The organism is Novosphingobium ovatum, from assembly GCF_009909235.1.
GTDB lineage: Bacteria > Pseudomonadota > Alphaproteobacteria > Sphingomonadales > Sphingomonadaceae > Novosphingobium > Novosphingobium ovatum.
In genome coordinates, this window is the sequence record NZ_JAAAPO010000008.1 from 43,223 (window position 1) to 61,675 (window position 18,453).

21 protein-coding genes and 1 tRNA gene are annotated in these 18,453 nt (G+C 65.3%); 14 read left to right on the top strand and 8 right to left on the bottom strand.

Features of this window, described 5'->3' with window-relative positions:
* Positions 1-46: 46 nt before the first annotated feature.
* The 5 genes from GTZ99_RS15950 to GTZ99_RS15970 all read left to right on the top strand — a co-directional run bounded on the left by GTZ99_RS15950 (position 47) and on the right by GTZ99_RS15970 (position 3,540).
* The gene (locus tag GTZ99_RS15950; protein ID WP_161720688.1) at positions 47-367 is read left to right on the top strand and encodes a chorismate mutase; all 321 of its coding nucleotides are present in this window, start codon (positions 47-49) and stop codon (positions 365-367) included.
* Between the two features lie 82 nt (positions 368-449).
* A complete protein-coding gene (locus GTZ99_RS15955) occupies positions 450-1,346 on the top strand; it encodes an SMP-30/gluconolactonase/LRE family protein (protein WP_161720691.1) in 897 nt (298 codons plus the stop codon).
* A complete protein-coding gene (locus GTZ99_RS15960) occupies positions 1,343-2,146 on the top strand; it encodes an enoyl-CoA hydratase/isomerase family protein (RefSeq protein ID WP_161720693.1) in 804 nt (267 codons plus the stop codon). Before GTZ99_RS15955 ends, GTZ99_RS15960 begins: the two co-directional genes overlap by 4 nt.
* 2 nt (positions 2,147-2,148) lie before the next feature.
* Entirely contained in the window at positions 2,149-3,132 is a 984-nt protein-coding gene (locus GTZ99_RS15965) for an NAD(P)H-dependent flavin oxidoreductase (RefSeq protein WP_161720695.1), read from the top strand.
* A 66-nt stretch (positions 3,133-3,198) separates the two neighbouring features.
* Entirely contained in the window at positions 3,199-3,540 is a 342-nt protein-coding gene (locus GTZ99_RS15970) for a DUF2322 family protein (RefSeq protein WP_161720697.1), read from the top strand.
* Between the two features lie 21 nt (positions 3,541-3,561).
* Here the strand turns inward: GTZ99_RS15970 and GTZ99_RS15975 are convergent, their stop codons facing one another.
* The 3 genes from GTZ99_RS15975 to GTZ99_RS15985 form a co-directional block, all read right to left on the bottom strand.
* Positions 3,562-4,941 carry a sensor histidine kinase gene (locus GTZ99_RS15975; protein WP_227711436.1) on the bottom strand — a complete coding sequence of 460 codons (1,380 nt, stop codon included), beginning with the start codon at positions 4,939-4,941 and terminating at the stop codon, positions 3,562-3,564.
* Positions 4,942-5,039: 98 nt separating this feature from the next.
* Positions 5,040-5,717, bottom strand: coding sequence for a response regulator transcription factor (locus GTZ99_RS15980; protein ID WP_161720699.1), 678 nt, complete (start codon positions 5,715-5,717; stop codon positions 5,040-5,042).
* A gap of 127 nt (positions 5,718-5,844) precedes the next feature.
* On the bottom strand, positions 5,845-6,174 hold the full coding sequence (locus GTZ99_RS15985; RefSeq protein WP_227711432.1) for a PepSY domain-containing protein: 330 nt from the start codon (positions 6,172-6,174) through the stop codon (positions 5,845-5,847).
* 166 nt (positions 6,175-6,340) lie between these two features.
* On the opposite strand from GTZ99_RS15985, the gene GTZ99_RS15990 reads away from it, so the two are divergent.
* Positions 6,341-8,131: an ABC-F family ATP-binding cassette domain-containing protein gene (locus GTZ99_RS15990; RefSeq protein ID WP_161720701.1), complete on the top strand. Its 1,791-nt coding sequence runs from the start codon at positions 6,341-6,343 to the stop codon at positions 8,129-8,131.
* 91 nt (positions 8,132-8,222) lie between these two features.
* Here GTZ99_RS15990 and GTZ99_RS15995 read toward each other — a convergent pair whose 3' ends face one another.
* Positions 8,223-8,708, bottom strand: a complete 486-nt coding sequence (locus tag GTZ99_RS15995; RefSeq protein ID WP_161720703.1) for a DUF6456 domain-containing protein — start codon at positions 8,706-8,708, stop codon at positions 8,223-8,225.
* 106 nt (positions 8,709-8,814) lie between these two features.
* Between GTZ99_RS15995 and GTZ99_RS16000 the strand changes: the two genes are divergently transcribed.
* The 3 genes from GTZ99_RS16000 to GTZ99_RS16010 are packed head-to-tail and all read left to right on the top strand — an operon-like array spanning position 8,815 to position 11,034.
* A complete protein-coding gene (locus tag GTZ99_RS16000; RefSeq protein ID WP_161720705.1) occupies positions 8,815-9,387 on the top strand; it encodes a helix-turn-helix domain-containing protein in 573 nt (190 codons plus the stop codon).
* Between the two features lie 13 nt (positions 9,388-9,400).
* On the top strand, positions 9,401-10,582 hold the full coding sequence (locus GTZ99_RS16005; protein WP_161720828.1) for a glycosyltransferase: 1,182 nt from the start codon (positions 9,401-9,403) through the stop codon (positions 10,580-10,582).
* Entirely contained in the window at positions 10,582-11,034 is a 453-nt protein-coding gene (locus GTZ99_RS16010; RefSeq protein WP_161720707.1) for a hypothetical protein, read from the top strand. Before GTZ99_RS16005 ends, GTZ99_RS16010 begins: the two co-directional genes overlap by 1 nt.
* 5 nt (positions 11,035-11,039) lie before the next feature.
* Here GTZ99_RS16010 and secF read toward each other — a convergent pair whose 3' ends face one another.
* The 3 genes from secF to yajC form a co-directional block, all read right to left on the bottom strand.
* Entirely contained in the window at positions 11,040-12,023 is a 984-nt protein-coding gene (gene secF / locus GTZ99_RS16015) for a protein translocase subunit SecF (RefSeq protein ID WP_161720709.1), read from the bottom strand.
* 14 nt (positions 12,024-12,037) lie between these two features.
* Positions 12,038-13,615 (bottom strand): protein translocase subunit SecD, encoded by a 1,578-nt coding sequence (gene secD, locus GTZ99_RS16020; RefSeq protein WP_161720711.1) that lies wholly within the window; start codon positions 13,613-13,615, stop codon positions 12,038-12,040.
* A 149-nt stretch (positions 13,616-13,764) separates the two neighbouring features.
* The gene (gene yajC / locus GTZ99_RS16025; RefSeq protein WP_161720713.1) at positions 13,765-14,100 is read right to left on the bottom strand and encodes a preprotein translocase subunit YajC; all 336 of its coding nucleotides are present in this window, start codon (positions 14,098-14,100) and stop codon (positions 13,765-13,767) included.
* Positions 14,101-14,495: 395 nt separating this feature from the next.
* On the opposite strand from yajC, the gene GTZ99_RS16030 reads away from it, so the two are divergent.
* From GTZ99_RS16030 to accC, 5 genes are all read left to right on the top strand, one after another.
* A tRNA-Pro gene (locus GTZ99_RS16030) sits at positions 14,496-14,572 on the top strand.
* Positions 14,573-14,762: 190 nt separating this feature from the next.
* On the top strand, positions 14,763-15,176 hold the full coding sequence (locus tag GTZ99_RS16035; protein WP_161720715.1) for a holin family protein: 414 nt from the start codon (positions 14,763-14,765) through the stop codon (positions 15,174-15,176).
* A gap of 235 nt (positions 15,177-15,411) precedes the next feature.
* The gene (gene aroQ / locus GTZ99_RS16040; RefSeq protein ID WP_161720717.1) at positions 15,412-15,849 is read left to right on the top strand and encodes a type II 3-dehydroquinate dehydratase; all 438 of its coding nucleotides are present in this window, start codon (positions 15,412-15,414) and stop codon (positions 15,847-15,849) included.
* A 141-nt stretch (positions 15,850-15,990) separates the two neighbouring features.
* Positions 15,991-16,515, top strand: a complete 525-nt coding sequence (gene accB, locus GTZ99_RS16045; protein ID WP_227711433.1) for an acetyl-CoA carboxylase biotin carboxyl carrier protein — start codon at positions 15,991-15,993, stop codon at positions 16,513-16,515.
* A gap of 7 nt (positions 16,516-16,522) precedes the next feature.
* Positions 16,523-17,866, top strand: a complete 1,344-nt coding sequence (accC, locus tag GTZ99_RS16050; protein ID WP_161720719.1) for an acetyl-CoA carboxylase biotin carboxylase subunit — start codon at positions 16,523-16,525, stop codon at positions 17,864-17,866.
* 97 nt (positions 17,867-17,963) lie between these two features.
* Here accC and GTZ99_RS16055 read toward each other — a convergent pair whose 3' ends face one another.
* Positions 17,964-18,431 carry an Lrp/AsnC family transcriptional regulator gene (locus GTZ99_RS16055; protein WP_161720721.1) on the bottom strand — a complete coding sequence of 156 codons (468 nt, stop codon included), beginning with the start codon at positions 18,429-18,431 and terminating at the stop codon, positions 17,964-17,966.
* Positions 18,432-18,453 lie beyond the last annotated feature (22 nt).

An 18,453-nucleotide genomic window follows, 5' to 3' on the forward strand; every position in this document is an offset into this window, starting at 1 on the left:
GCGCGCCCCCTTGGAATCGGCGCGCAGTCTATGCTAGCGCGCGGCCATGGCAGACAACGCAAACATCCCCGCGCCCGCAGGCGCTCCGGACCCGGTTCTGGCCGGATATCGCGCCAGCATCGACAATATCGACGCCGCGCTGATCCACATGCTGGCCGAACGGTTCCGCATTACCAAGGCGGTGGGCGAGCACAAGGCGAGCCACGCCCTGCCCGCCAGCGATCCGGGCCGCGAGGAGCGCCAGATCGCCCGCCTGCGCCGTCTGGCCGAGGATGCGCAACTGGACCCCGACTTTGGCGAGAAGTTCCTGCGCTTCATCATCGACGAGGTGATTCGCCACCACAAGCAGGCCAAGCAGGCGGGCTGATCCCTCACCTATTGACCAGCTACGCCGATGGTCGCGCCCCGGACTAGGATGATGCCAAATCATAAAGTCCGGGAGACTCTGCTTGGCCGATAGCGCCCCTGCCGCCTGCGCCCCTCCGCCAGAGGAAACGCCGCCCTTTACCGTGCTGGCCAGCGGCTATGGCTTTGTCGAGGGGCCGCGTGTCGAACCCGATGGCACGCTGTGGTTTTCGGACCTGACCGGGGGCGGCTATTATCGCGTCACGCCTGATGGCACCGCCACCGCCTTTGCCCCGCAACGCCAATGGATCGGCGGTGCGGTCATGTGCGGAGATGGCGCGCTGATCCTCTCGGGCCGTGGCGGATTGGCGCGGCTGGACCCGGCCGATGGCGGCCTGACGCCGATCGCCGTGCCGCTGACCGCGCCATGCGAACTATGCATCAACGATATCGAGGCCGCCCCTGATGGCAGCCTGATCGGCGGCAGCATCGATTTTGCCGCCATCATGGAACGCGGCGAAGCGCCCGCGCCCGGCACACTGTTCCACCTCTCGCCCGATGGCACGCTCACGCTGCTGCGCGATGATGTCCATGCCTCGAACGGGCTGGGGTTCAGCCCCTGTGGGCGATGGCTGTATCATTCGGAAACCAGCCGGGGCGTCTGGCGCTATCCGTTGGGCGCCGATGGTGTGCCAGGCGCGGGCACCCTGTTCGCCGAACTCGAGGACAGCGATGGGCTGATTGTCGATGCGGGCGGCGGCGTATGGGTGGCCTGCTGGGCCAGCGGCACGCTGCGGCATTATACGCAGGATGGCGTGTGGGACCGGCTGATCCGCCTGCCCTTTCCCCATCTGGTCAGTCTGGCGGTGGGCGGGCCGGACCTCCACGATTTGTATGTCTCGACCGGCGGCAACGCCGATCACCCCGGCATGGGCGGCGTGGTGCGCATCCGCATCGATGTCCCCGGACAGCGCGATTACATCACACAGGTGCCCGCATGACCGCCCCGCTGATCCGTCATGACGTGCTGGAGGGCGGGATCGCCCACATCACCCTGTCGCGACCCGCCGCGCGCAACGCCCTGACACTGGCGATGGTGAGCGACCTGCGCGCCACGCTGGCTGCGGTCGAGGCCGATCCGGCCGTCCGCGTCGTCGTCCTGTCGGGCGAAGGCAAGGCGTTTTGCGCCGGGCTGGACCTGAAGGCAGTGATCATGGGCGATGAGGCGCCACAAGGCGCGATGGCCAACATGGCGCTGCAGGAGCTGTATGCCGGGCTGATGCTACAGGTCCACCGCCTGCGCCAGCCGGTGATCGCCGCCGTGCAGGGCGCGGCGGTGGGGGCCGGCATGGGGCTGGCGCTGGCCGCCGATGTGCGCGTTGCGGGGGATACGGCGCAATTTCTGGTGGGCGCGGTGCGGCTGGGCCTGTCGGCGGGGGAATGCGGCATCTCGTATCACCTGCCCCGGCTGATCGGCGCGGGCCGCGCGTTTGACATCATGCTGACCGGCCGCCCGGTGCTGGCCGACGAAGCCGCCGCCATCGGCCTTGCCAGCCGCGTGGTGGCCGATGACGCCCTGCTGGACGCGGCGCTGGACACGGCGCGGATGATCGCGGGTAATGCGCCCTTCTCGATCAAGCATACCAAGCAGGTGATGTGGGCCAATCTGGAAGCCCCCAGCCTGCAAGCCGCGATCGAGCTGGAAAACCATGTGCAGGTGACAGGCCTGCTCTCGGCCGATTTTGCCGAGGCCTGCGCCGCCTTTGCCGCCAAGCGCCCGCCTGTGTTCCGGGGAGAATGACGATGCGTTTCGACACACCGCTGACCCGCCTGACAGGCATCCGCCTGCCGATCGTGCAGGGCGGGATGCAATGGGTGGGCCGCGCCGAACTGGCCAGCGCCGTCTCCAATGCGGGCGGTCTGGGCATGCTGACCGCGCTGACCCAGCCCACACCCGAAGCGTTGAGCGCCGAGATCGCCCGCTGCCGGGCGCTGACCGATCACCCCTTTGGCGTCAACCTGACGGTGCTGCCCACGCGCAGCCCCCCGCCCTATGAAGCCTATCTGGATGCGGCCATCGCGGCGGGCGTGCCGGTGCTGGAAACGGCGGGGCTGGTCCCGGCCGACTTCTTTGCGCGGGCCAAGGCGGCGGGCATGGTGATCCTGCACAAATGCACCACGGTGCGTCACGCCCTGTCGGCGCAGAAACGCGGGGTGGACATCATCTCGATCGACGGGTTCGAGGCCGCCGGTCATCCGGGCGAGGAGGACATCGGCGGGCTGGTGCTGGTGCCAGCGGCGGTGCGCGCGCTGTCGGTGCCGGTGATCGCCTCGGGCGGGATTGGCGATGGCGCGGGGCTGGCCGCCGCGCTGGCGCTGGGGGCGGCGGGGGTCAACATGGGCACCCGCTTTTGCGCCACGGCCGAAGCCCCGATCCACCCTGCGATCAAATCCGCGCTGGTGGCCGCAGCCGAAGGCGACACCAACCTGATCTTTCGCCCTTTGCGCAACACCGCCCGCGTGTTGAAAAACGCCGTGTCGAACGAAGTGGTGGCCATCGAGCGCCGCCCCGAAGGCGCGACATTCGAGGACATCGCCCATCTGGTCGCGGGCAGCCGGGGCCGCGCCGCGCTGGAGGGGGGCGATACCGATGCGGGGCTGATCTGGGCCAGTCAGGCGGTGGGCTTGATCGATGACATCCCCACCTGCGCCGAATTGCTGACCCGCATGGCGCGCGAATGCCGCGACCGACTGAACGCGGCGGCGGCGGCCTGTCACGACGCATAGACCTTGGCAGGGGGGCGCCGATGTTGGTAGACGCGCCGCCCCAACCCCAAGGCAGGAACCCGACACATGCTGGCCACCATCACCCCCACCGACAGCTTCAAGGACAATCTGGCGCTGTTGCCCGCGATCGCCGGGGTTGAACGCATCGACGTGATCGCCGCCGATGGCGCGATTGCCGCCACCATCCCCAATGCGCCGGGCAAGCAAGGCTCGCTGGCGGTGTACCAATATCTGTTTCAGGCCTTTGGCGGACTGAACGCGGATGCGGCCGCGCATGGTCTGGCGGTGTTTGCCGAACATACCGCCGACGCGCGCAACCGCCCCGGCGCCCATCCCAATATCGATCTGTTGCTGAACGTGGTCGATGGCGGCGCGGCGCTGACCATCGTGGTCATCCCGGCGGCCTGATCCCACAGCCCCCGCGCGCCGTTACCCGGCGGCGCGCGGCAGACGCAGTTTCACCAGCAACCCGCCCAGATCCTCGCTTTCGCCCAGTTCGACCGTGCCGCCATAGATTTCGGCCACATCGCGCACGATCGCCAGCCCCAGCCCGGTCCCCGGCTTGCCCGAATCCAGCCGTACACCCCGGTCGAATATGCGGATACGCTCGGCCTGCGGGATGCCCATGCCATCGTCCTCCACCCAGATTTCGGCAAAGGCGGGGTCTTGGGGCGCCACATCCACCGTGACGAAAACGCTGCCACCACCATATTTGGCCGCGTTCTCGATCAGATTGCCCAGCAATTCGTCCAGATCCTGCCGCTCGATGGCGACGGTGGCATCGCGTTCGCCCGCCACGTCCAGCCGCACATCGGGATACAGCCGCAAGACCGCCCGCTGCACCCCATCGGCGCAGTCATGGATATTGGCCCGCGCCTGACTGGTGCCGCGCCGCCCCACCGCCCGCGCGCGGGCCAGATGGTGGTCCACCTGACGGCGCATGACGGCCGATTCGCGGATCACCGCCTCGGCCAGATCGTCGGATTGGGCGGTAGCGGCATTGGTCAGCACCGTCAGCGGCGTCTTCAACGCATGGGCCAGATTGCCCGCATGGGTGCGCGCTTCCTCGGCCTGCTTTTCGATATGAGCCAACAGCGCGTTCAATTCCTCGACCAGTGGCTGGACCTCCAGCGGCAGGCGGTCGGTCACCTGATTGGCCCCGCTGGCCCGCATCCGCGCAATCGCCAGCCGCACCCGCCGCAAGGGCGAGAGGCCATACCAGCTTTGCAAGCCCGCCATCAGCACCAGCCCCAGCCCCAGCACGGCAAAGCTGACCACCAGAATATGGCGGAACCGCTCGACCTGGTTGTCCAGCTGGGCCCGGCTTTCGGCCACGGCAAAGCACCACACCGTCGGGCTGCCCGGCAGGATCACCGAGCGCACCACAACCCGCAGCGGTTCGTCGTCAAATTCGTTTGAATTGTAATGGCGCGGCGCGGTCGGCTGATGCGCCACCGGCAGGCGCAAACTGCGATCCCACAGCGATCGGCTGGGGAAATCCTCGTGCCCCTTGCCACTGATCTGCCAATACAACCCGCTGTTCGGCTCCAGAAAGCGCTGATCGCCCGGCGCGCGATTGAACAACACCTCGCCATCGGGACCGATTTCGGCGCTGGTGACCATCGCGGTCAGATTGTTGTCCAACTGCTCGTCAAAGCTGCGGGTGACCAGATTGGCCATCGCCTGATCCAGCGCCAAACCGCCCGCCAGCAGCAGGACCATGATCCAGCCCGCCGCGATCAGCATCATGCGCTGTGCCAGCGATCCGGCGCCGCTGCGGACAAACACGCCCGCGCGCCGCCAGCCCATCGCCAGCCCCCGCCGCAACCGCAGCCAAGGCCCGGCAACGCCCGACCGCTGCGCGCTCATCGTCGGGCCAGACGCGGCCATCCCTCGTGCGTCCGGTCTCAGCCGCGCTTGGCGGGCATGGGATCGTCCAGGCTATAGCCCAGACCGCGGATGGTGGTGATCACATCCGGGCCCAGCTTTTTGCGGATGCGGGTGACGAACACCTCGATCGTGTTTGAATCGCGGTCGAAATCCTGATCATAGATGTGCTCGATCAGCTCGGTGCGGGACACGACCTTGCCCTTGTGGTGCAGCAGATAGGACAGCAGCTTGTATTCCTGCGCCGTCAGCTTGACCGGCTCGCCGTCCAGCGTGACCCGCCCCGAACGCGTGTCCAGCCGCACGCCGCCCGCCGTCAGTTCCGACGAGCTGTTGCCCGAGGCGCGGCGGATCAGCGCGCGCAGGCGGGCGATCAGTTCCTCGGTCTGGAACGGCTTGGCCAGATAATCGTCCGCCCCCGCGTCCAGCCCCGACACCTTGTCGCTCCATGAATCGCGGGCGGTCAGCACCAGCACGGGGAACTTGCGCCCCTCCTTGCGCCACATGCCCAGCACCGTCAGACCGTCGATTTCCGGCAGGCCCAGATCCAGCACCACCGCGTCATAATCCTCGGTGCTGCCCAGAAAATGGCCGTCCTCGCCATCGGTGGACAGATCCACGGCATAGCCGTTCTGCTCCAGCGTGGTCTTCAGCTGGCGGCCCAGAGTCGGCTCGTCCTCGACGATCAGGATACGCATGTCAGTCCCCTCCTTGGCATCGGCGGCGCATGGGCGGCGCATGGGTGCGGGATAGGCCCGCAAAGATGAACGGGAGATGGTGGCTGCCGCGCGCCACGTCAAGCCAGAGCCACCCCGCGTCCACCGTTCAGAAACTGCGGCGGATCACCTCACCAGTGCGCGCGTCGATGTCGATGAACATCACCCGCCCGCGGATGATGAATTTCAACCGGTAGGCAATGGCCGCCGGGTCATATTCCGGCCCCAGATATTCGGTGCCGGGCGGCAACATCGGCACCACGCGCCGCTCGATCTCACGCAGGGGCAGCACGCGGCCCATGCGCAGTTCCAGCCGCATCATCCCCTGCGAGCGGTCAGGCCCGGCCTGTGCGGCAGCAGGCGCGCCACCGGCCAGCGCCAGCGCGCCCGCCAGCCCAACCGTGGCCATCATCCGGCACCAAAAGGATCGAAGGAACATCATGGCTCCTGCAATACGCTGCAACATTTGAATGCCGAGTGAATATGTCCGACAGGCAGGCGACAGCCGTGATGCCCGGATTGCCGCAATGTTGCAAGCGGACCGCGCCAATGCCTCCTGCGGCCCCGCCCTTGCGGAACGCGCCGCCCCGGTCTAGGGCGCGCCCATGGCAGCTGCACCCATTCTCAGTTGGGAGGGGCTTGGTCTCACACAGGGATCGGGCTGGCTCTTTCAGGACCTCGACATTCACATTGCCCCGCGCGACCGTCTGGCGCTGATCGGGCGCAATGGGGCGGGCAAATCGACGCTGCTCAAGCTGATCGCGGGCACGGTCGAAGGCGACCGTGGCAAGCGCAGCGTCCAGCCCGGCACACGCGTGGTCGTGCTGGAACAGGAACCGGACGTTGCCGCCCATCCCACGCTGCTGGACTATTGCCTGTCGGGCAAGGACGCGCCCCCCCGGCACGAGGTCGAGGCCATCGCCAGCCAGCTGGGCATCGACCTGTCGCGCGGGTCGCAGGGCGCCAGCGGGGGCGAACGCCGCCGCGCCGCCATCTGCCGCGCTCTGGCCAGCGAGCCTGATCTGCTGCTGCTGGACGAGCCAACCAACCACCTGGACCTGTCGGCCATCGACTGGCTGGAAAGCTGGCTGATGCGCTATACCGGCGCCTTTGTGGTGATCTCGCACGACCGCACGTTCCTGACGCGACTGACGCGGGCGACCTTGTGGCTGGACCGCGGTTCGCTGCGCCGCCGCGAGGTGGGCTTTGGCGGCTATGAGGCGTGGGAAGAGGAGGTCTATGCCAATGAGTCCCGCGCCGCCGAAAAGCTGGACGCCAAGCTGAAGATCGAGGAGCATTGGAAAGAGCGCGGCGTCACCGCCCGGCGCAAGCGCAACATGGGCCGTCTGGAAAAGCTGTACGAGATGCGGGCCCAGCGCGCCTCGATGATCGGCCCACAGGGCATCGCCAAAATGGCACTGGCCAGCGATGATAGCAAAACCAAATCGGTGATCGTCGCCGAACATATCTCCAAGTCCTATGGCGACCGCCCGATCATCCGCGACTTTTCGCTGCGCATTCAACGCCGCGACCGCATCGGTCTGGTGGGCGGCAATGGCGCGGGCAAGACGACCTTGTTGAAAATGCTGACCGGCGAATTGGCGCCCGACACCGGCGAGGTCAAACTGGCCCAAACGCTGACCAGCGTGATCATCGACCAACAGCGCAGCCTGTTGCACCCCGACAAGCGCGTGCGCGACATCGTGGCCGAGGGCGGCGATTGGGTCGACGTGCGCGGCGAGCGCAAGCATGTCCATGGCTATTTGAAAGACTTTCTGTTCAACCCCGGACTGGTGGACGCACGTGTCGGCACTTTGTCGGGCGGTGAACGGTCCCGCCTGTTGCTGGCCCGCGAATTTGCCCGTCCTTCCAATCTGTTGGTTCTGGACGAACCGACCAACGATCTGGATCTGGAAACGCTGGACCTGTTGCAGGAAGTGATCGCGGACTATGACGGCACGGTGTTGATCGTCAGCCACGACCGCGATTTTCTGGACCGCACGGTGACGATCACGCTGGGTCTGGACGGATCGGGCCGCGTGGATGTGGTGGCTGGCGGCTATGCCGATTGGCAGCGCCAGCGGCAGGCCCGCGCCACCAGCAACGCGCCCAAACCCAAACCCGCGGACAAGGCCGATGCCCCCGCCCCCGTCATGCCCGCCCGCAAGGCCAAGCTGTCGTACAAGGACCAGCGCGATTACGACCTGTTGCCCGCCCGCATCGAGGCGCTGGACGCCGAGATCGCCAAGCTGGAAGAGGCGCTGCATGACGCTGATCTTTATACCAAAAATCCGCAACGCTTCGCCGCACTGACCGCCGCGCTGGACAAGGCCCGCGCCGACAAGGACGCCTCCGAAGAGCGCTGGCTGGAACTGGCCGAGATGGTCGAGGGCTGACGCCCGCCTGCCACCATCCCCGCCAAAACGCAAAAAGGGGGCCCGGCTTGACCCGGTGCCCCCCTTTTTCATCCCGAATGTACCGGGCGAATTAGTTGATGCGGTAAAAATCGGCCACCCGGTCCAGTGCCAGCTTCAACACCAGCTTGCCCGAGCGCGAAGGCCACGCCAGCGCCTTCTCGGCATCCTGCAAAGCCTCGCCGGCGCAAACCACCCGCCACAGGATATCACTCAACCCCTTGCCCGCATGGGCGATCGCCCCGTCAAATCGCGATTTGGCGGCAATCTGCCGCTCCGTCGCGTTCAAACCGTCGTGCCGCGCACCGCCGCGCCCGACCACAGGCTCCCAACGCATGGTCATGCCGGGGCTCAATCCAGCCATCTCCCAATCGGCACGCAAGCGTTCGCCAGCGTCATTTTCGCGGTCGGAAATGTGCCCGCGCGCATGCAACCAGGTGATCGGCGATTCACCAAGATTAACCATCACCGTGCGCCGCGCCGCTCGATTCGTCGCGCCAACCGCCTCCCGAATCGGCCCTTCCTCGGAGATTTCCCGTTCAACAAATTGGCGAAGCATGGTATTTTCCCCTAATTCTGTTGTCGAATTGACGGTTGCAGATTGCCAAAGACTACAGAATGTAGGAAAGTATAAAAACCGTTCTGGTTAAAAAGGTTCGATTCGCATGATTAGCCGAATCCGCGATATCCGCCGCCAAAAAGGCATGACCTTGGCCGATGTGGCCGCGCGTTGCGTTCCGGCAACGACGGCTCAGACAATCGGGCGGCTCGAGACCGGTACGCGCAACCTCTCACTGGTATGGATGAACCGGATCGCTGCCGCGCTGGAAGTGGACCCGGAATTGCTGGTGCGCGGCGAAGCGGTGGAAACGGCCAAGATGGTCGCGCGCCTGACCGATGCGGGGGCAGAGGCATTGACGGCCCCACGCGACGCGATCCTGCCCAGCGCGCTGGTGGGCGATGGCGTGCAGATGGCGATCAGCATCGAGACGTCCGCCGGTGATTATCGGTCTGGCGACCAGATCTGGCTGCGTCAGGTGGAACCCGATCAATTTGCCAAATTGGTAAATCGTGACGTTTTGGCCCCGCGCCCCGGCGGCCGATTCGTTTTTGGTCGCCTGATTGACCGCGACGATCATCGCATCGCCTTGCTGCCGCCCGGCATCGGCCACCGCCAATTGGTGATCGACAGTCCGCCGTGGCTGGCCGTTGCGGAAATGTTAGTACGTAAGCTGTAACCATGCGCGCATGATGCGCGTTCTGTCCTTATCCACGCTGTTCCCGGCTCCGCCACGCCCGGCCTTTGGCAAATTCGTCGCCAACCAAATGGGTGCGGTGGCACGTAATGGCAATACCGATCTGGTGATGATCAATCCCATCGGCCTGCCGCCATGGCCACTGCGGACCCGCGCGCCCTATGCCGCACTGGCCACCTGCCCAGCCACGTCCGACTGTGGCGGGATCACGGTTTACCACCCGCGCTTTACCCTGTTTCCACTGATCGGCGGTGACAGCAATCCCGCGCGCATTGCTCGCGCGGTCCTGCCACTGGTGCGCCGCCTGCACGCGGAAAAGCCGTTCGACCTGATCGACGCCCAGTTCTTTTTCCCCGATGGCCCCGCCGCCGCGATCATCGCCCGCGCTTTGGGTTTGCCGCTGACGATCAAGGCCAGGGGCAGCGACATTCACTATTGGGGCACGCGCCCTGCTGCCCTGCGCCAGATCCGCGCGGCCGCCGATCAGGCCGCCACCGTTCTGCCTTGTTCGGCGGCGTTGGGGCGCGACATGGCGGCACTGGGCATCGATCCAGACAAAATCCGCCCACATTACACGGGCTTGGACCGTGCCCTGTTCCGCCCCACGCCACGCGCAGACGCCCGCGCGGCGATTGCCGATCTCTTGCCCGCCCTGCCCGCGCCCGCGCCGCTGCTCGTGTGCCCGGGCGCGCTGATCACGATCAAGGGGCAGGCGCTGGCCATCTCCGCACTGGCCGACATTCCTGCCGCGCATCTGGCGCTGGCGGGGGTCGGGCCGGAGGAGGCTGCCCTGCGCGCGCTGGCGGCGGCCTCTGGTCTGGTCGATCGGGTGCATTTTCTGGGGCAGGTCAGCCATAACCGCCTGCCGGTGCTGATGTCGGCAGCCGATGCCGTGGTCCTGCCCAGCGAGCGCGAGGGGCTGGCCAATGTCTGGGTCGAGGCGCTGGCCTGTGGCACGCCGCTGGTGATCCCCAATGTCGGCGGCGCCGCCGAAGTGGTCACCACGCCCGCCGCCGGTCATCTGGCCGAGCGCACGCCGCAAGCCATCGCGCAGGCGCTGAACGCGCTGTTGGCCGCCCCGCCCGCGCCCGAGGATGTCGCCGCCACGGTCGCCCACTTCAGTTGGGAGGCCAACGCCGCCCGCCTGATCGCCGTCTGGCAACAGGCCGCGCGCTGATGCGCCGGCGGATCGACGCGCTGGGCTGGCTGTGGTTTGCCGGTCTTGGCGCGGCGCTGACGCATACACAGGTCACCACGCGCTGGACCTATCCGGCCTGTGACGGCCGCGATGGCATTGCCGCGGCCGTCCACGGCCTGATCCTGCCCGAACGGCAATTTACGTTGGTGTCCTCGCTGGAATATGTCGTGTGGTGGCCCGCCTATGCCGCCAATCTGGTGCTGCTGTGGGCGGTGTTTGCGGCGCTGTGCTGGCCGCTGCGCCGCGCGCAATGGCCGCGCCGCAATGCGATCAAGGGGCTGGTTGGGCTGATCGCCTGCATCGGCCTGGGGCTCATCATGCCGGGGCAATTCTGGCATGGCGCGCCGCCGTTTGACGCGCCCCTCAACGCAATGAAGCCGGTGGGGTTGACGACCCGCACCGGCTCCTATTTCTGCACCGATCCGCTCTAAAAACGTTAGGGCAGCGCGCCTTCCCGTGCCAGACGCTCCTGCCGTTCCAGCGCGGTTTCGGTGGGGACGAAACTGCCGCTGGTCACGCGCAGCCACACCAGGATCGGCGCCGACATATAGACCGAGCTATATGTGCCGACGAAAATGCCCAGCGTAATCGCCGCGGTAAAGCCAAAGATCACCTTTGGCCCGAACAGCAACAGCGCCACCAGCGTGATCAGCATCATGCCAGACGTCATCACCGTGCGGCTCAGCGTCTCGTTGACCGAGAGGTCGAGCAGTTCGGGCAAAGGCATCTTGCGGAACTTCTTCAGGTTTTCGCGGATGCGGTCGTAAACGACGATCGTGTCATTCAACGAATAGCCGATGATCGTCAGGATGGCCGCGACGATCGTCAGGTCAAACTCCATCTGCGTCACCGCAAACAGGCCCATCGTCAGCGACACGTCATGCACCAGCGCAAACAGCGCGCCGATGCCGAACTGCCATTCAAAGCGATACCAGATGTAGATCGAGATCGCGATCGAGGCCAAACCCAGCGCCTGGAACGCGGTCCAGCCCAGTTCCTTCGACACCTTGCCCGAAACCGAATCGACGCCATCGACGCGCGCGTCCTGATGGGCGGCGCGAATCGCGGCTGACACCTTCTTGGCCATGGCATCGGCCAGACCCGCGTTCTTGTCCGAGCCTTCGGGCAGGCGCAGGCGCACCGACACAGCGTTTTCCGCGCCGAAGGTCTGGATGATCGGCTCACCATAGCCCAGCTTGGCGATTTCCTCGCGCAATTGGGCCACTGGCGCTGTCGCGCTTTGCGTGAAGGTCACGCGGATCATCTGGCCGCCGACAAAATCGACGCCCATGTTCAGACCATGGGTGAACACCAGCGCCCAGCTGGCAATCATCAACAGGCCCGACACGATGAAGAACGGCAAGCGCCACTTGAGAAAGTGGATGTTCGTATCGTCGGGGACGAGCTTCAAGAGTTTCATCTGCCTGTCCTCGATCAGATGTTGATATCATTGGGGCGGGTGCGGCGCAGCCATCCGGCCACCCACATGCGCGTCATCGTCACGGCGGTGAACACCGATGTCACGATGCCGATCACCAGCACCACGGCAAAGCCCTTGATCGGGCCAGAGCCAAAGGCGAACATCAGCGCGGCGGCGATGACATTGGTGATATTGGCGTCAAAGATGGCGCGGCTGGCCTCCTTGTAACCCAGTTCGACCGACTGGAACACGCGGCGGCCGCGCTTGCGCTCTTCGCGGATGCGTTCGTTGATCAGCACGTTGGCGTCCACCGCCGCACCGATGGTCAGCACGAAACCGGCGATGCCCGGCAGCGTCAGCGTGGTGCTCATCACCGACATCACGCCCAAGATCATCAGCACGTTGATGACCAGCGCGGCGTTGGCATAGAGGCCAAAGCGGCCATAAACCAGCGCCATGAACAGCACCACCAGACCGGTGCCAACGCCCATGGCGATCATGCCCTTGTTGATCGAATCAGCGCCCAGATCGGGGCCGACCGTACGTTCTTCCACCACCTTCAGATCCACCGGCAGCGCGCCCGAGCGCAGCGAAATCGCCAATTGGTTCGCGCTCTCCACGGTAAAGCTGCCCGAGATTTCGGCGCTGCCGCCGATGATCGGGGTGTTGATGGTCGGGGCCGACAGCACCTTGCCATCCAGAATGATGGCGAAACGCTTGCCGGTGTTTTCGGTGGTCAGGCGGGCGAATTGTTCGCCACCCTGCGTGTCGAAACTGATGTTCACCACCGGGATGTTGTTCTGGTTATAGCCCTGCTTGGCATCGGTCAGGCGGTCGCCCTTGATGCCGCCCAGACGCTTGACCGCGATGGGGGGCATCCCCGCCTCGGCATAGGGGACGATTTCGTCACCCGGAGGCGCAATGCCCTGCGCGATGTCCGTGGCCGAGGCCAGCTCGTCCACCAGCTTGAATTCCAGCTTGGCGGTCTGCCCCAGCAGCGCCTTGAGCGACGAAGGATCCTTCAAGCCCGGCACCTGTACCACGATGCGGTCGGCGCCCTGACGGATGATCGTGGGTTCGCGCGTGCCCAGCGCGTCGATACGCTTGCGCACCACCTCGATGGCGGTTTCCATCGCGCGGCTGACCGCTTCGTTGGCACTTTCCTTGGTCGGTGTCAGGACGATGCGGGTCGTGTCCTGCACCGCAAAGGTCCAGTTGCGCTGGCTGCCGGTTTCCTGCTTGTCGACGATGTCGCGCACGGCGTCCACCTGCGCGGTGTTGCCGACGATGAACGAGATCACCCCGCCCCGGTTCGAGATATCGCCAAACTGCACATTGCCCGCCTTTTTGAAGGCGTTGCGCAGTTCCTCTTCCTTGGCTTCAAGGCGTTGGGCGACCACCTGATCGGCGCTGGCTTCCAGCAGCAGGTGGCTGCCGCCAGCAAGGTCAAGGCCCAGGTTGATCTTGGGATTGGGCAGCGAGGCGGGCCAGTTATATCCCGCCACCGACACCAGCGAGGGCAGCGCGGCACAGCAGATCAACGCCGTGATCAACCAGTAGAACACCTGTTTCCAGCGCGGAAAGTCGAGCATCGTGAGTTAGCGCTTTCGCCTGTGGCGGACGTCGGGGCCGACGCCTGTGGTGGGGCCGCGCCGCCCATCATGGGCAACGCGGCAAAATAGGGTGCGAAACGCGCAGATGGTGCGGGCGCTGCCCGGCGTCAACCTGCGCGCGGCACGGTTCAGTCGTTGGCGGGCTTGGCGCCGGCGGGCGGGATGACGTCGGAAATGGTCGACTTCAACGCGCGCACCCGGACATTCTGGCCCAGTTCCAGATCGACATAGTCTTCCTCGACCTTGATCACCTTGGCCAGAAAACCACCGCCCGTCAGCACCTGATCGCCCTTCTTGATGCCTTCCAGCTTGGCCTTGTGGGCCTTTTGCTGCTGCATCTGCGGGCGCAGGATCAGGAACCACAGGATCAGGGCCATGCCCACAAACGGCAAATAGCTGATCCACACCGGCGGCTGACCAGCGGCACCGGCGGCAAGTAGGGAAAGAACAGACTGGGTTGTCATCGCAAGCACAGCTCTATGGTTTGGGCGGGCGCGAACGGGCGCACACCGCCGGAAAATCATGGGTTTGCCCGTCACCGGGCCCGGTTTCGCACCAGGCTGGCCGCTGCCTGTCGGCTGGCCGGGTGGGCCTGTTGGCCTACCGGTCATCCGTGCAACGGACAAATGCCCGAAACGGTTCGCCGCCTAGCAGCTTATACAGGGGATGGCAAACACCGCCCGGAAAGCCGCCCCCCTTTGCCCTGCCCCGCGGCGCGTTCGGCGCAGAAAAAACCGGCGGCGTGAAAAAACATCGCCAAACCCGCTTGCCATCGAAAATTTCCCTGCCTATAGGGCGCGCCTCGCCGCTGAAAACGCAGCGGGAAACCAGCCGCCTCCGGGCGGTTTGGCAAATCGGTCGGGACGTAGCGCAGCCTGGTAGCGCATCACACTGGGGGTGTGGGGGTCGGAGGTTCGAATCCTCTCGTCCCGACCAAATTTGCCAAACAGCATCGCCTGCGGGCAGATGACAAGACAGGCTCCGCAAGGGGCCTTTTTTGTTGTCAGTGATAGCGATATGACCGCGTTTCGATGCCATCATCACCGCGTTATCCGTACAGCGCTGTCCTACATGAACCCATGTGGTTAAAAACACCCTTTCCACCCTCCCAATGGAAAGGTACCCCATGCCCATCATCGATTCGCTGATCGGCCCGATCACCAGCCTGCTGGACCGCATCATCCCCGACAAATCCGCCCGCGAAGCGGCCAAGCTGCAATTGCTGCAATTGCAGGGCACGCAGGAAATGGCGCTGCTGCAAACGCAACTCTCGGCCATCATCGCCGAGGCGCAGGCGAGCGACCCCTGGACCAGCCGCGCCCGCCCCAGCTTTCTCTATGTCATGTACGCGATGATCCTGTGGTCGCTGCCGATGGGTGTCATCGCCGCGTTCAAACCCGACGTGGCGATCGCCATCGGGCGCGGCATGAACGCCTATCTGGGCGGCATTCCCGAACCGCTCTATATGCTGTTTGGCACTGGCTATCTGGGCTATACCGCCGCGCGGCAATGGGGCAAGGTTGCCGGCACCGACAAATAAAGCCTCCAAACCCCCGCCCGCACCAGACCCCGCACCAGACCCCGCGCCCCGCCCGGCGCGGGGTTTTGTTTTATGCGCCGCCCCCTCGCCGCCCCCTCGCCGCCTCGTGCCGCCTCGCCGCCCATCGCGCCATCACGCTTGCGCCGCCCGCCGATTGACCCCATGGCGGCACAGCGACATTTCATGAACCGGGCGGTCCACACCCGCCCGCCGCACAGACAAAGGGGCACAGCGCATGGCCAATCGGCTGATCTATGTTCTCAATGGTCCCAACATCAACCTGCTGGGCACGCGGGAACCGCATATCTATGGCCACACCACGCTGGCCGACATCAACGCCATGCTGGTCGAGCGCGCGCGGGACCTGAACCTGACGGTCGATTGCCGCCAGTCCAACCACGAAGGCGTGATCGTCGACTGGATGCACGAGGCGCGCGCCGCCGGGGCCCATGCGGTGATCATCAACGCAGGCGCGCTGACCCATACCAGCATCGCCATTCTGGACGCGGCCAAGGGAATCGAGATCCCCGTGATCGAGGTCCACCTGTCCAATCCGCACACGCGCGAGGCTTTCCGCCACAAGAGCTATATCGGCATGGCGGCCAAGGGCACCATCGCCGGTTTTGGCGCACAGTCCTATTTGCTGGCACTACAGGCCGCCGCGAACCTGTAATCGGTTCATCCATCAGCCGTTTAACCGCTTTTAACCCGCATATCGCGTGGCAATAAGGGGAAAAACGGAATAGCACCCCCTTGCCGCACCGCAACGGCGGCATTAGGGGCTTGTTTCGAAATTTTTCGCCAAGGGGATCACATGGGCGACAACACCGACGCGGGTCGCGAACCGCAAAACCGCATGAACATCGATGGCTCGCTGGTGCGTGAACTGGCCGAGCTGCTGGCCGACACCGGCCTGACCGAGATCGAAGTGGCCGATGGTGGCCGCAAGATCCGCGTCGCGCGCAACATCCAGATCGCCGCGCCCGCCCCTGTGGCTGGCTATGCGCCCGCACCGATGGGCTATGCGCCCGCGCCTGCCGCCGCTCCGGCTGCTGCGCCCGCTCCGGCGGCCGCGCCTGCTGCTGCCGCCCCCGCCGCGGTTGAGGGCACGCAGGTCAAATCGCCCATGGTTGGCACCGTCTATCTGGCGCCTGAACCGGGCGCGCCCGATTTCATCACCGTGGGCAAGAGCGTCAAGGCTGGCGACACGCTGGTCATCGTCGAGGCGATGAAGGTCATGAACCCGATCACCGCCCCCGTCGGCGGCACGATCGTGGCCATCAATATCGAAAACGCGCAGCCGGTCGAATTCGACCAGCCGCTGGTGGTGATCGGCTAAACCGGCGATGGCCATCAACCGCATCCTGATCGCCAATCGCGGCGAGATCGCTTTGCGCATCCATCGTGCTGCGCGGGAAATGGGGATCGAGACGGTCGCGGTGCATTCCACCGCCGACGCCGACGCCATGCATGTGCGGCTGGCCGACCATGCGGTGTGCATCGGCCCGCCGGCGGCCAAGGATTCGTACCTGAACGTGGCGGCGATCATCTCGGCGGCGGAGATCACCGGGGCGGACGCGATCCATCCCGGCTATGGCTTCCTGTCCGAAAACGCCCGTTTCGCCGAGATCGTCGAGGCCCATGGCATCACCTGGATCGGGCCCAAGCCCGAGCATATCCGCACCATGGGTGACAAGGTCGAGGCCAAGAAGACCGCTGGCGCGCTGGGTCTGCCGCTGGTGCCGGGCTCTGACGGCGCGGTTTCAGACTTTGACGAGGCGCGCGCGATTGCCGAGAAGATCGGCTATCCGGTGATCATCAAGGCGGCCAGCGGCGGCGGCGGGCGCGGCATGAAGGTGTGCAACGCACCCGAAGAGCTGGAAACGCTGATGCAGCAGGCCGGCTCCGAGGCCAAGGCCGCCTTTGGCGACGCGACCGTCTATATCGAAAAATATCTGGGCAACCCGCGTCACATCGAGTTCCAGATCTTTGGCGATGGCAAGGGCAACGCCATCCATCTGGGCGAGCGCGACTGTTCGTTGCAGCGCCGCCACCAGAAGGTGCTGGAGGAAGCCCCCAGCCCCGTCATCACCGCGCAGGAACGCGCCCGCATGGGTGGCATCGTCTCCAAGGCGATGGCCGACATGGGCTATCGCGGCGCGGGCACGATCGAATTCCTGTGGGAAAACGGGGAGTTCTATTTCATCGAAATGAACACCCGCCTGCAGGTCGAACATCCCGTGACCGAGGCGATCACCGGCATGGATCTGGTGCGTGAACAGATCCGCGTGGCCGATGGTCAGCCGCTGTCGGTGCGCCAAGAAGACATCGAGTTCCGTGGCCACGCCATCGAATGCCGCATCAACGCCGAGGACCCCTTCACCTTTGCCCCCTCGCCGGGGCTGGTGGAGAGCTTCCACGCGCCGGGCGGTCTGCATGTGCGCGTCGATAGCGGGCTGTATGCCGGGTACAAGATCCCGCCGTACTATGACTCGATGGTGGCAAAGCTGATCGTCTATGGCCGCACGCGTCAAGGCTGCATCATGCGGCTGAAGCGCGCGCTGGAGGAGATGGCGATCGGCGGGGTCAAGACCTCGATCCCGCTGCATCAGGCGCTGCTCAAGGACGAAGAGTTCCAGAGCGGCGACTATACCATCAAATGGCTGGAAGAGTGGCTGGCAAAGCGCTGATTCGCCAGACGAAAGCTGTGAACATACGAAAGGCCGGCGGGAGCGATCCTGCCGGCCTTTTGCGTTGCGTTTGCCGTGGCGCGGGCCGCGCCGCGCATCACACCTCCAGCGGGACGCCGGGGATGTGTTTGGCGGTGCGGATGGTCAGGCTGGTTTTCACGCTGGCGACATTGGGCGCGGGCGTCAGCTTGCTGGTCAGGAATTCCTGAAAGCCTTGCAGGTCGCGGCTGACGATTTTCAGGATAAAGTCGATCTCGCCGTTCAGCATGTGGCATTCGCGCACTTCGGGCAGGGTGCCGACGTGGTTTTCAAACGCGCGCAAGGCGTCCTCGGCCTGGCTTTTGAGCGAGACCAGCGCGAAGACCGTGATCGAAAAGCCCAGCTTGGCCCCGTCCAGATCGGCGTGATAGCCGCGGATGACGCCCATATCCTCCAGCGCGCGCACCCGGCGCAGGCAGGGGGGCGCGGTCAGGCCGACGCGCTGCGCCAGCTCGACATTGGTGATGCGCCCTTCGTCCTGCAATTCGGCCAGCAACTGCCGGTCGATCTGGTCGAGATTGGCCATGGAGATGTGCTATCCTCTTAAC

Coding starts and splice junctions, on each gene's coding strand:
- GTZ99_RS15950 (WP_161720688.1), top strand. CDS start 47: ATGGCAGACAACGCAAACATCCCCGCGCCCGCAGGCGCTCCGGACCCG.
- GTZ99_RS15960 (WP_161720693.1), top strand. CDS start 1,343: ATGACCGCCCCGCTGATCCGTCATGACGTGCTGGAGGGCGGGATCGCC.
- GTZ99_RS15965 (WP_161720695.1), top strand. CDS start 2,149: ATGCGTTTCGACACACCGCTGACCCGCCTGACAGGCATCCGCCTGCCG.
- GTZ99_RS15970 (WP_161720697.1), top strand. CDS start 3,199: ATGCTGGCCACCATCACCCCCACCGACAGCTTCAAGGACAATCTGGCG.
- GTZ99_RS15975 (WP_227711436.1), bottom strand. CDS start 4,941: ATGGGCTGGCGGCGCGCGGGCGTGTTTGTCCGCAGCGGCGCCGGATCG.
- GTZ99_RS15980 (WP_161720699.1), bottom strand. CDS start 5,717: ATGCGTATCCTGATCGTCGAGGACGAGCCGACTCTGGGCCGCCAGCTG.
- GTZ99_RS15985 (WP_227711432.1), bottom strand. CDS start 6,174: ATGTTCCTTCGATCCTTTTGGTGCCGGATGATGGCCACGGTTGGGCTG.
- GTZ99_RS15990 (WP_161720701.1), top strand. CDS start 6,341: ATGGCAGCTGCACCCATTCTCAGTTGGGAGGGGCTTGGTCTCACACAG.
- GTZ99_RS15995 (WP_161720703.1), bottom strand. CDS start 8,708: ATGCTTCGCCAATTTGTTGAACGGGAAATCTCCGAGGAAGGGCCGATT.
- GTZ99_RS16000 (WP_161720705.1), top strand. CDS start 8,815: ATGATTAGCCGAATCCGCGATATCCGCCGCCAAAAAGGCATGACCTTG.
- GTZ99_RS16005 (WP_161720828.1), top strand. CDS start 9,401: ATGCGCGTTCTGTCCTTATCCACGCTGTTCCCGGCTCCGCCACGCCCG.
- GTZ99_RS16010 (WP_161720707.1), top strand. CDS start 10,582: ATGCGCCGGCGGATCGACGCGCTGGGCTGGCTGTGGTTTGCCGGTCTT.
- secF (WP_161720709.1), bottom strand. CDS start 12,023: ATGAAACTCTTGAAGCTCGTCCCCGACGATACGAACATCCACTTTCTC.
- secD (WP_161720711.1), bottom strand. CDS start 13,615: ATGCTCGACTTTCCGCGCTGGAAACAGGTGTTCTACTGGTTGATCACG.
- yajC (WP_161720713.1), bottom strand. CDS start 14,100: ATGACAACCCAGTCTGTTCTTTCCCTACTTGCCGCCGGTGCCGCTGGT.
- GTZ99_RS16035 (WP_161720715.1), top strand. CDS start 14,763: ATGCCCATCATCGATTCGCTGATCGGCCCGATCACCAGCCTGCTGGAC.
- aroQ (WP_161720717.1), top strand. CDS start 15,412: ATGGCCAATCGGCTGATCTATGTTCTCAATGGTCCCAACATCAACCTG.
- accB (WP_227711433.1), top strand. CDS start 15,991: ATGGGCGACAACACCGACGCGGGTCGCGAACCGCAAAACCGCATGAAC.
- accC (WP_161720719.1), top strand. CDS start 16,523: ATGGCCATCAACCGCATCCTGATCGCCAATCGCGGCGAGATCGCTTTG.
- GTZ99_RS16055 (WP_161720721.1), bottom strand. CDS start 18,431: ATGGCCAATCTCGACCAGATCGACCGGCAGTTGCTGGCCGAATTGCAG.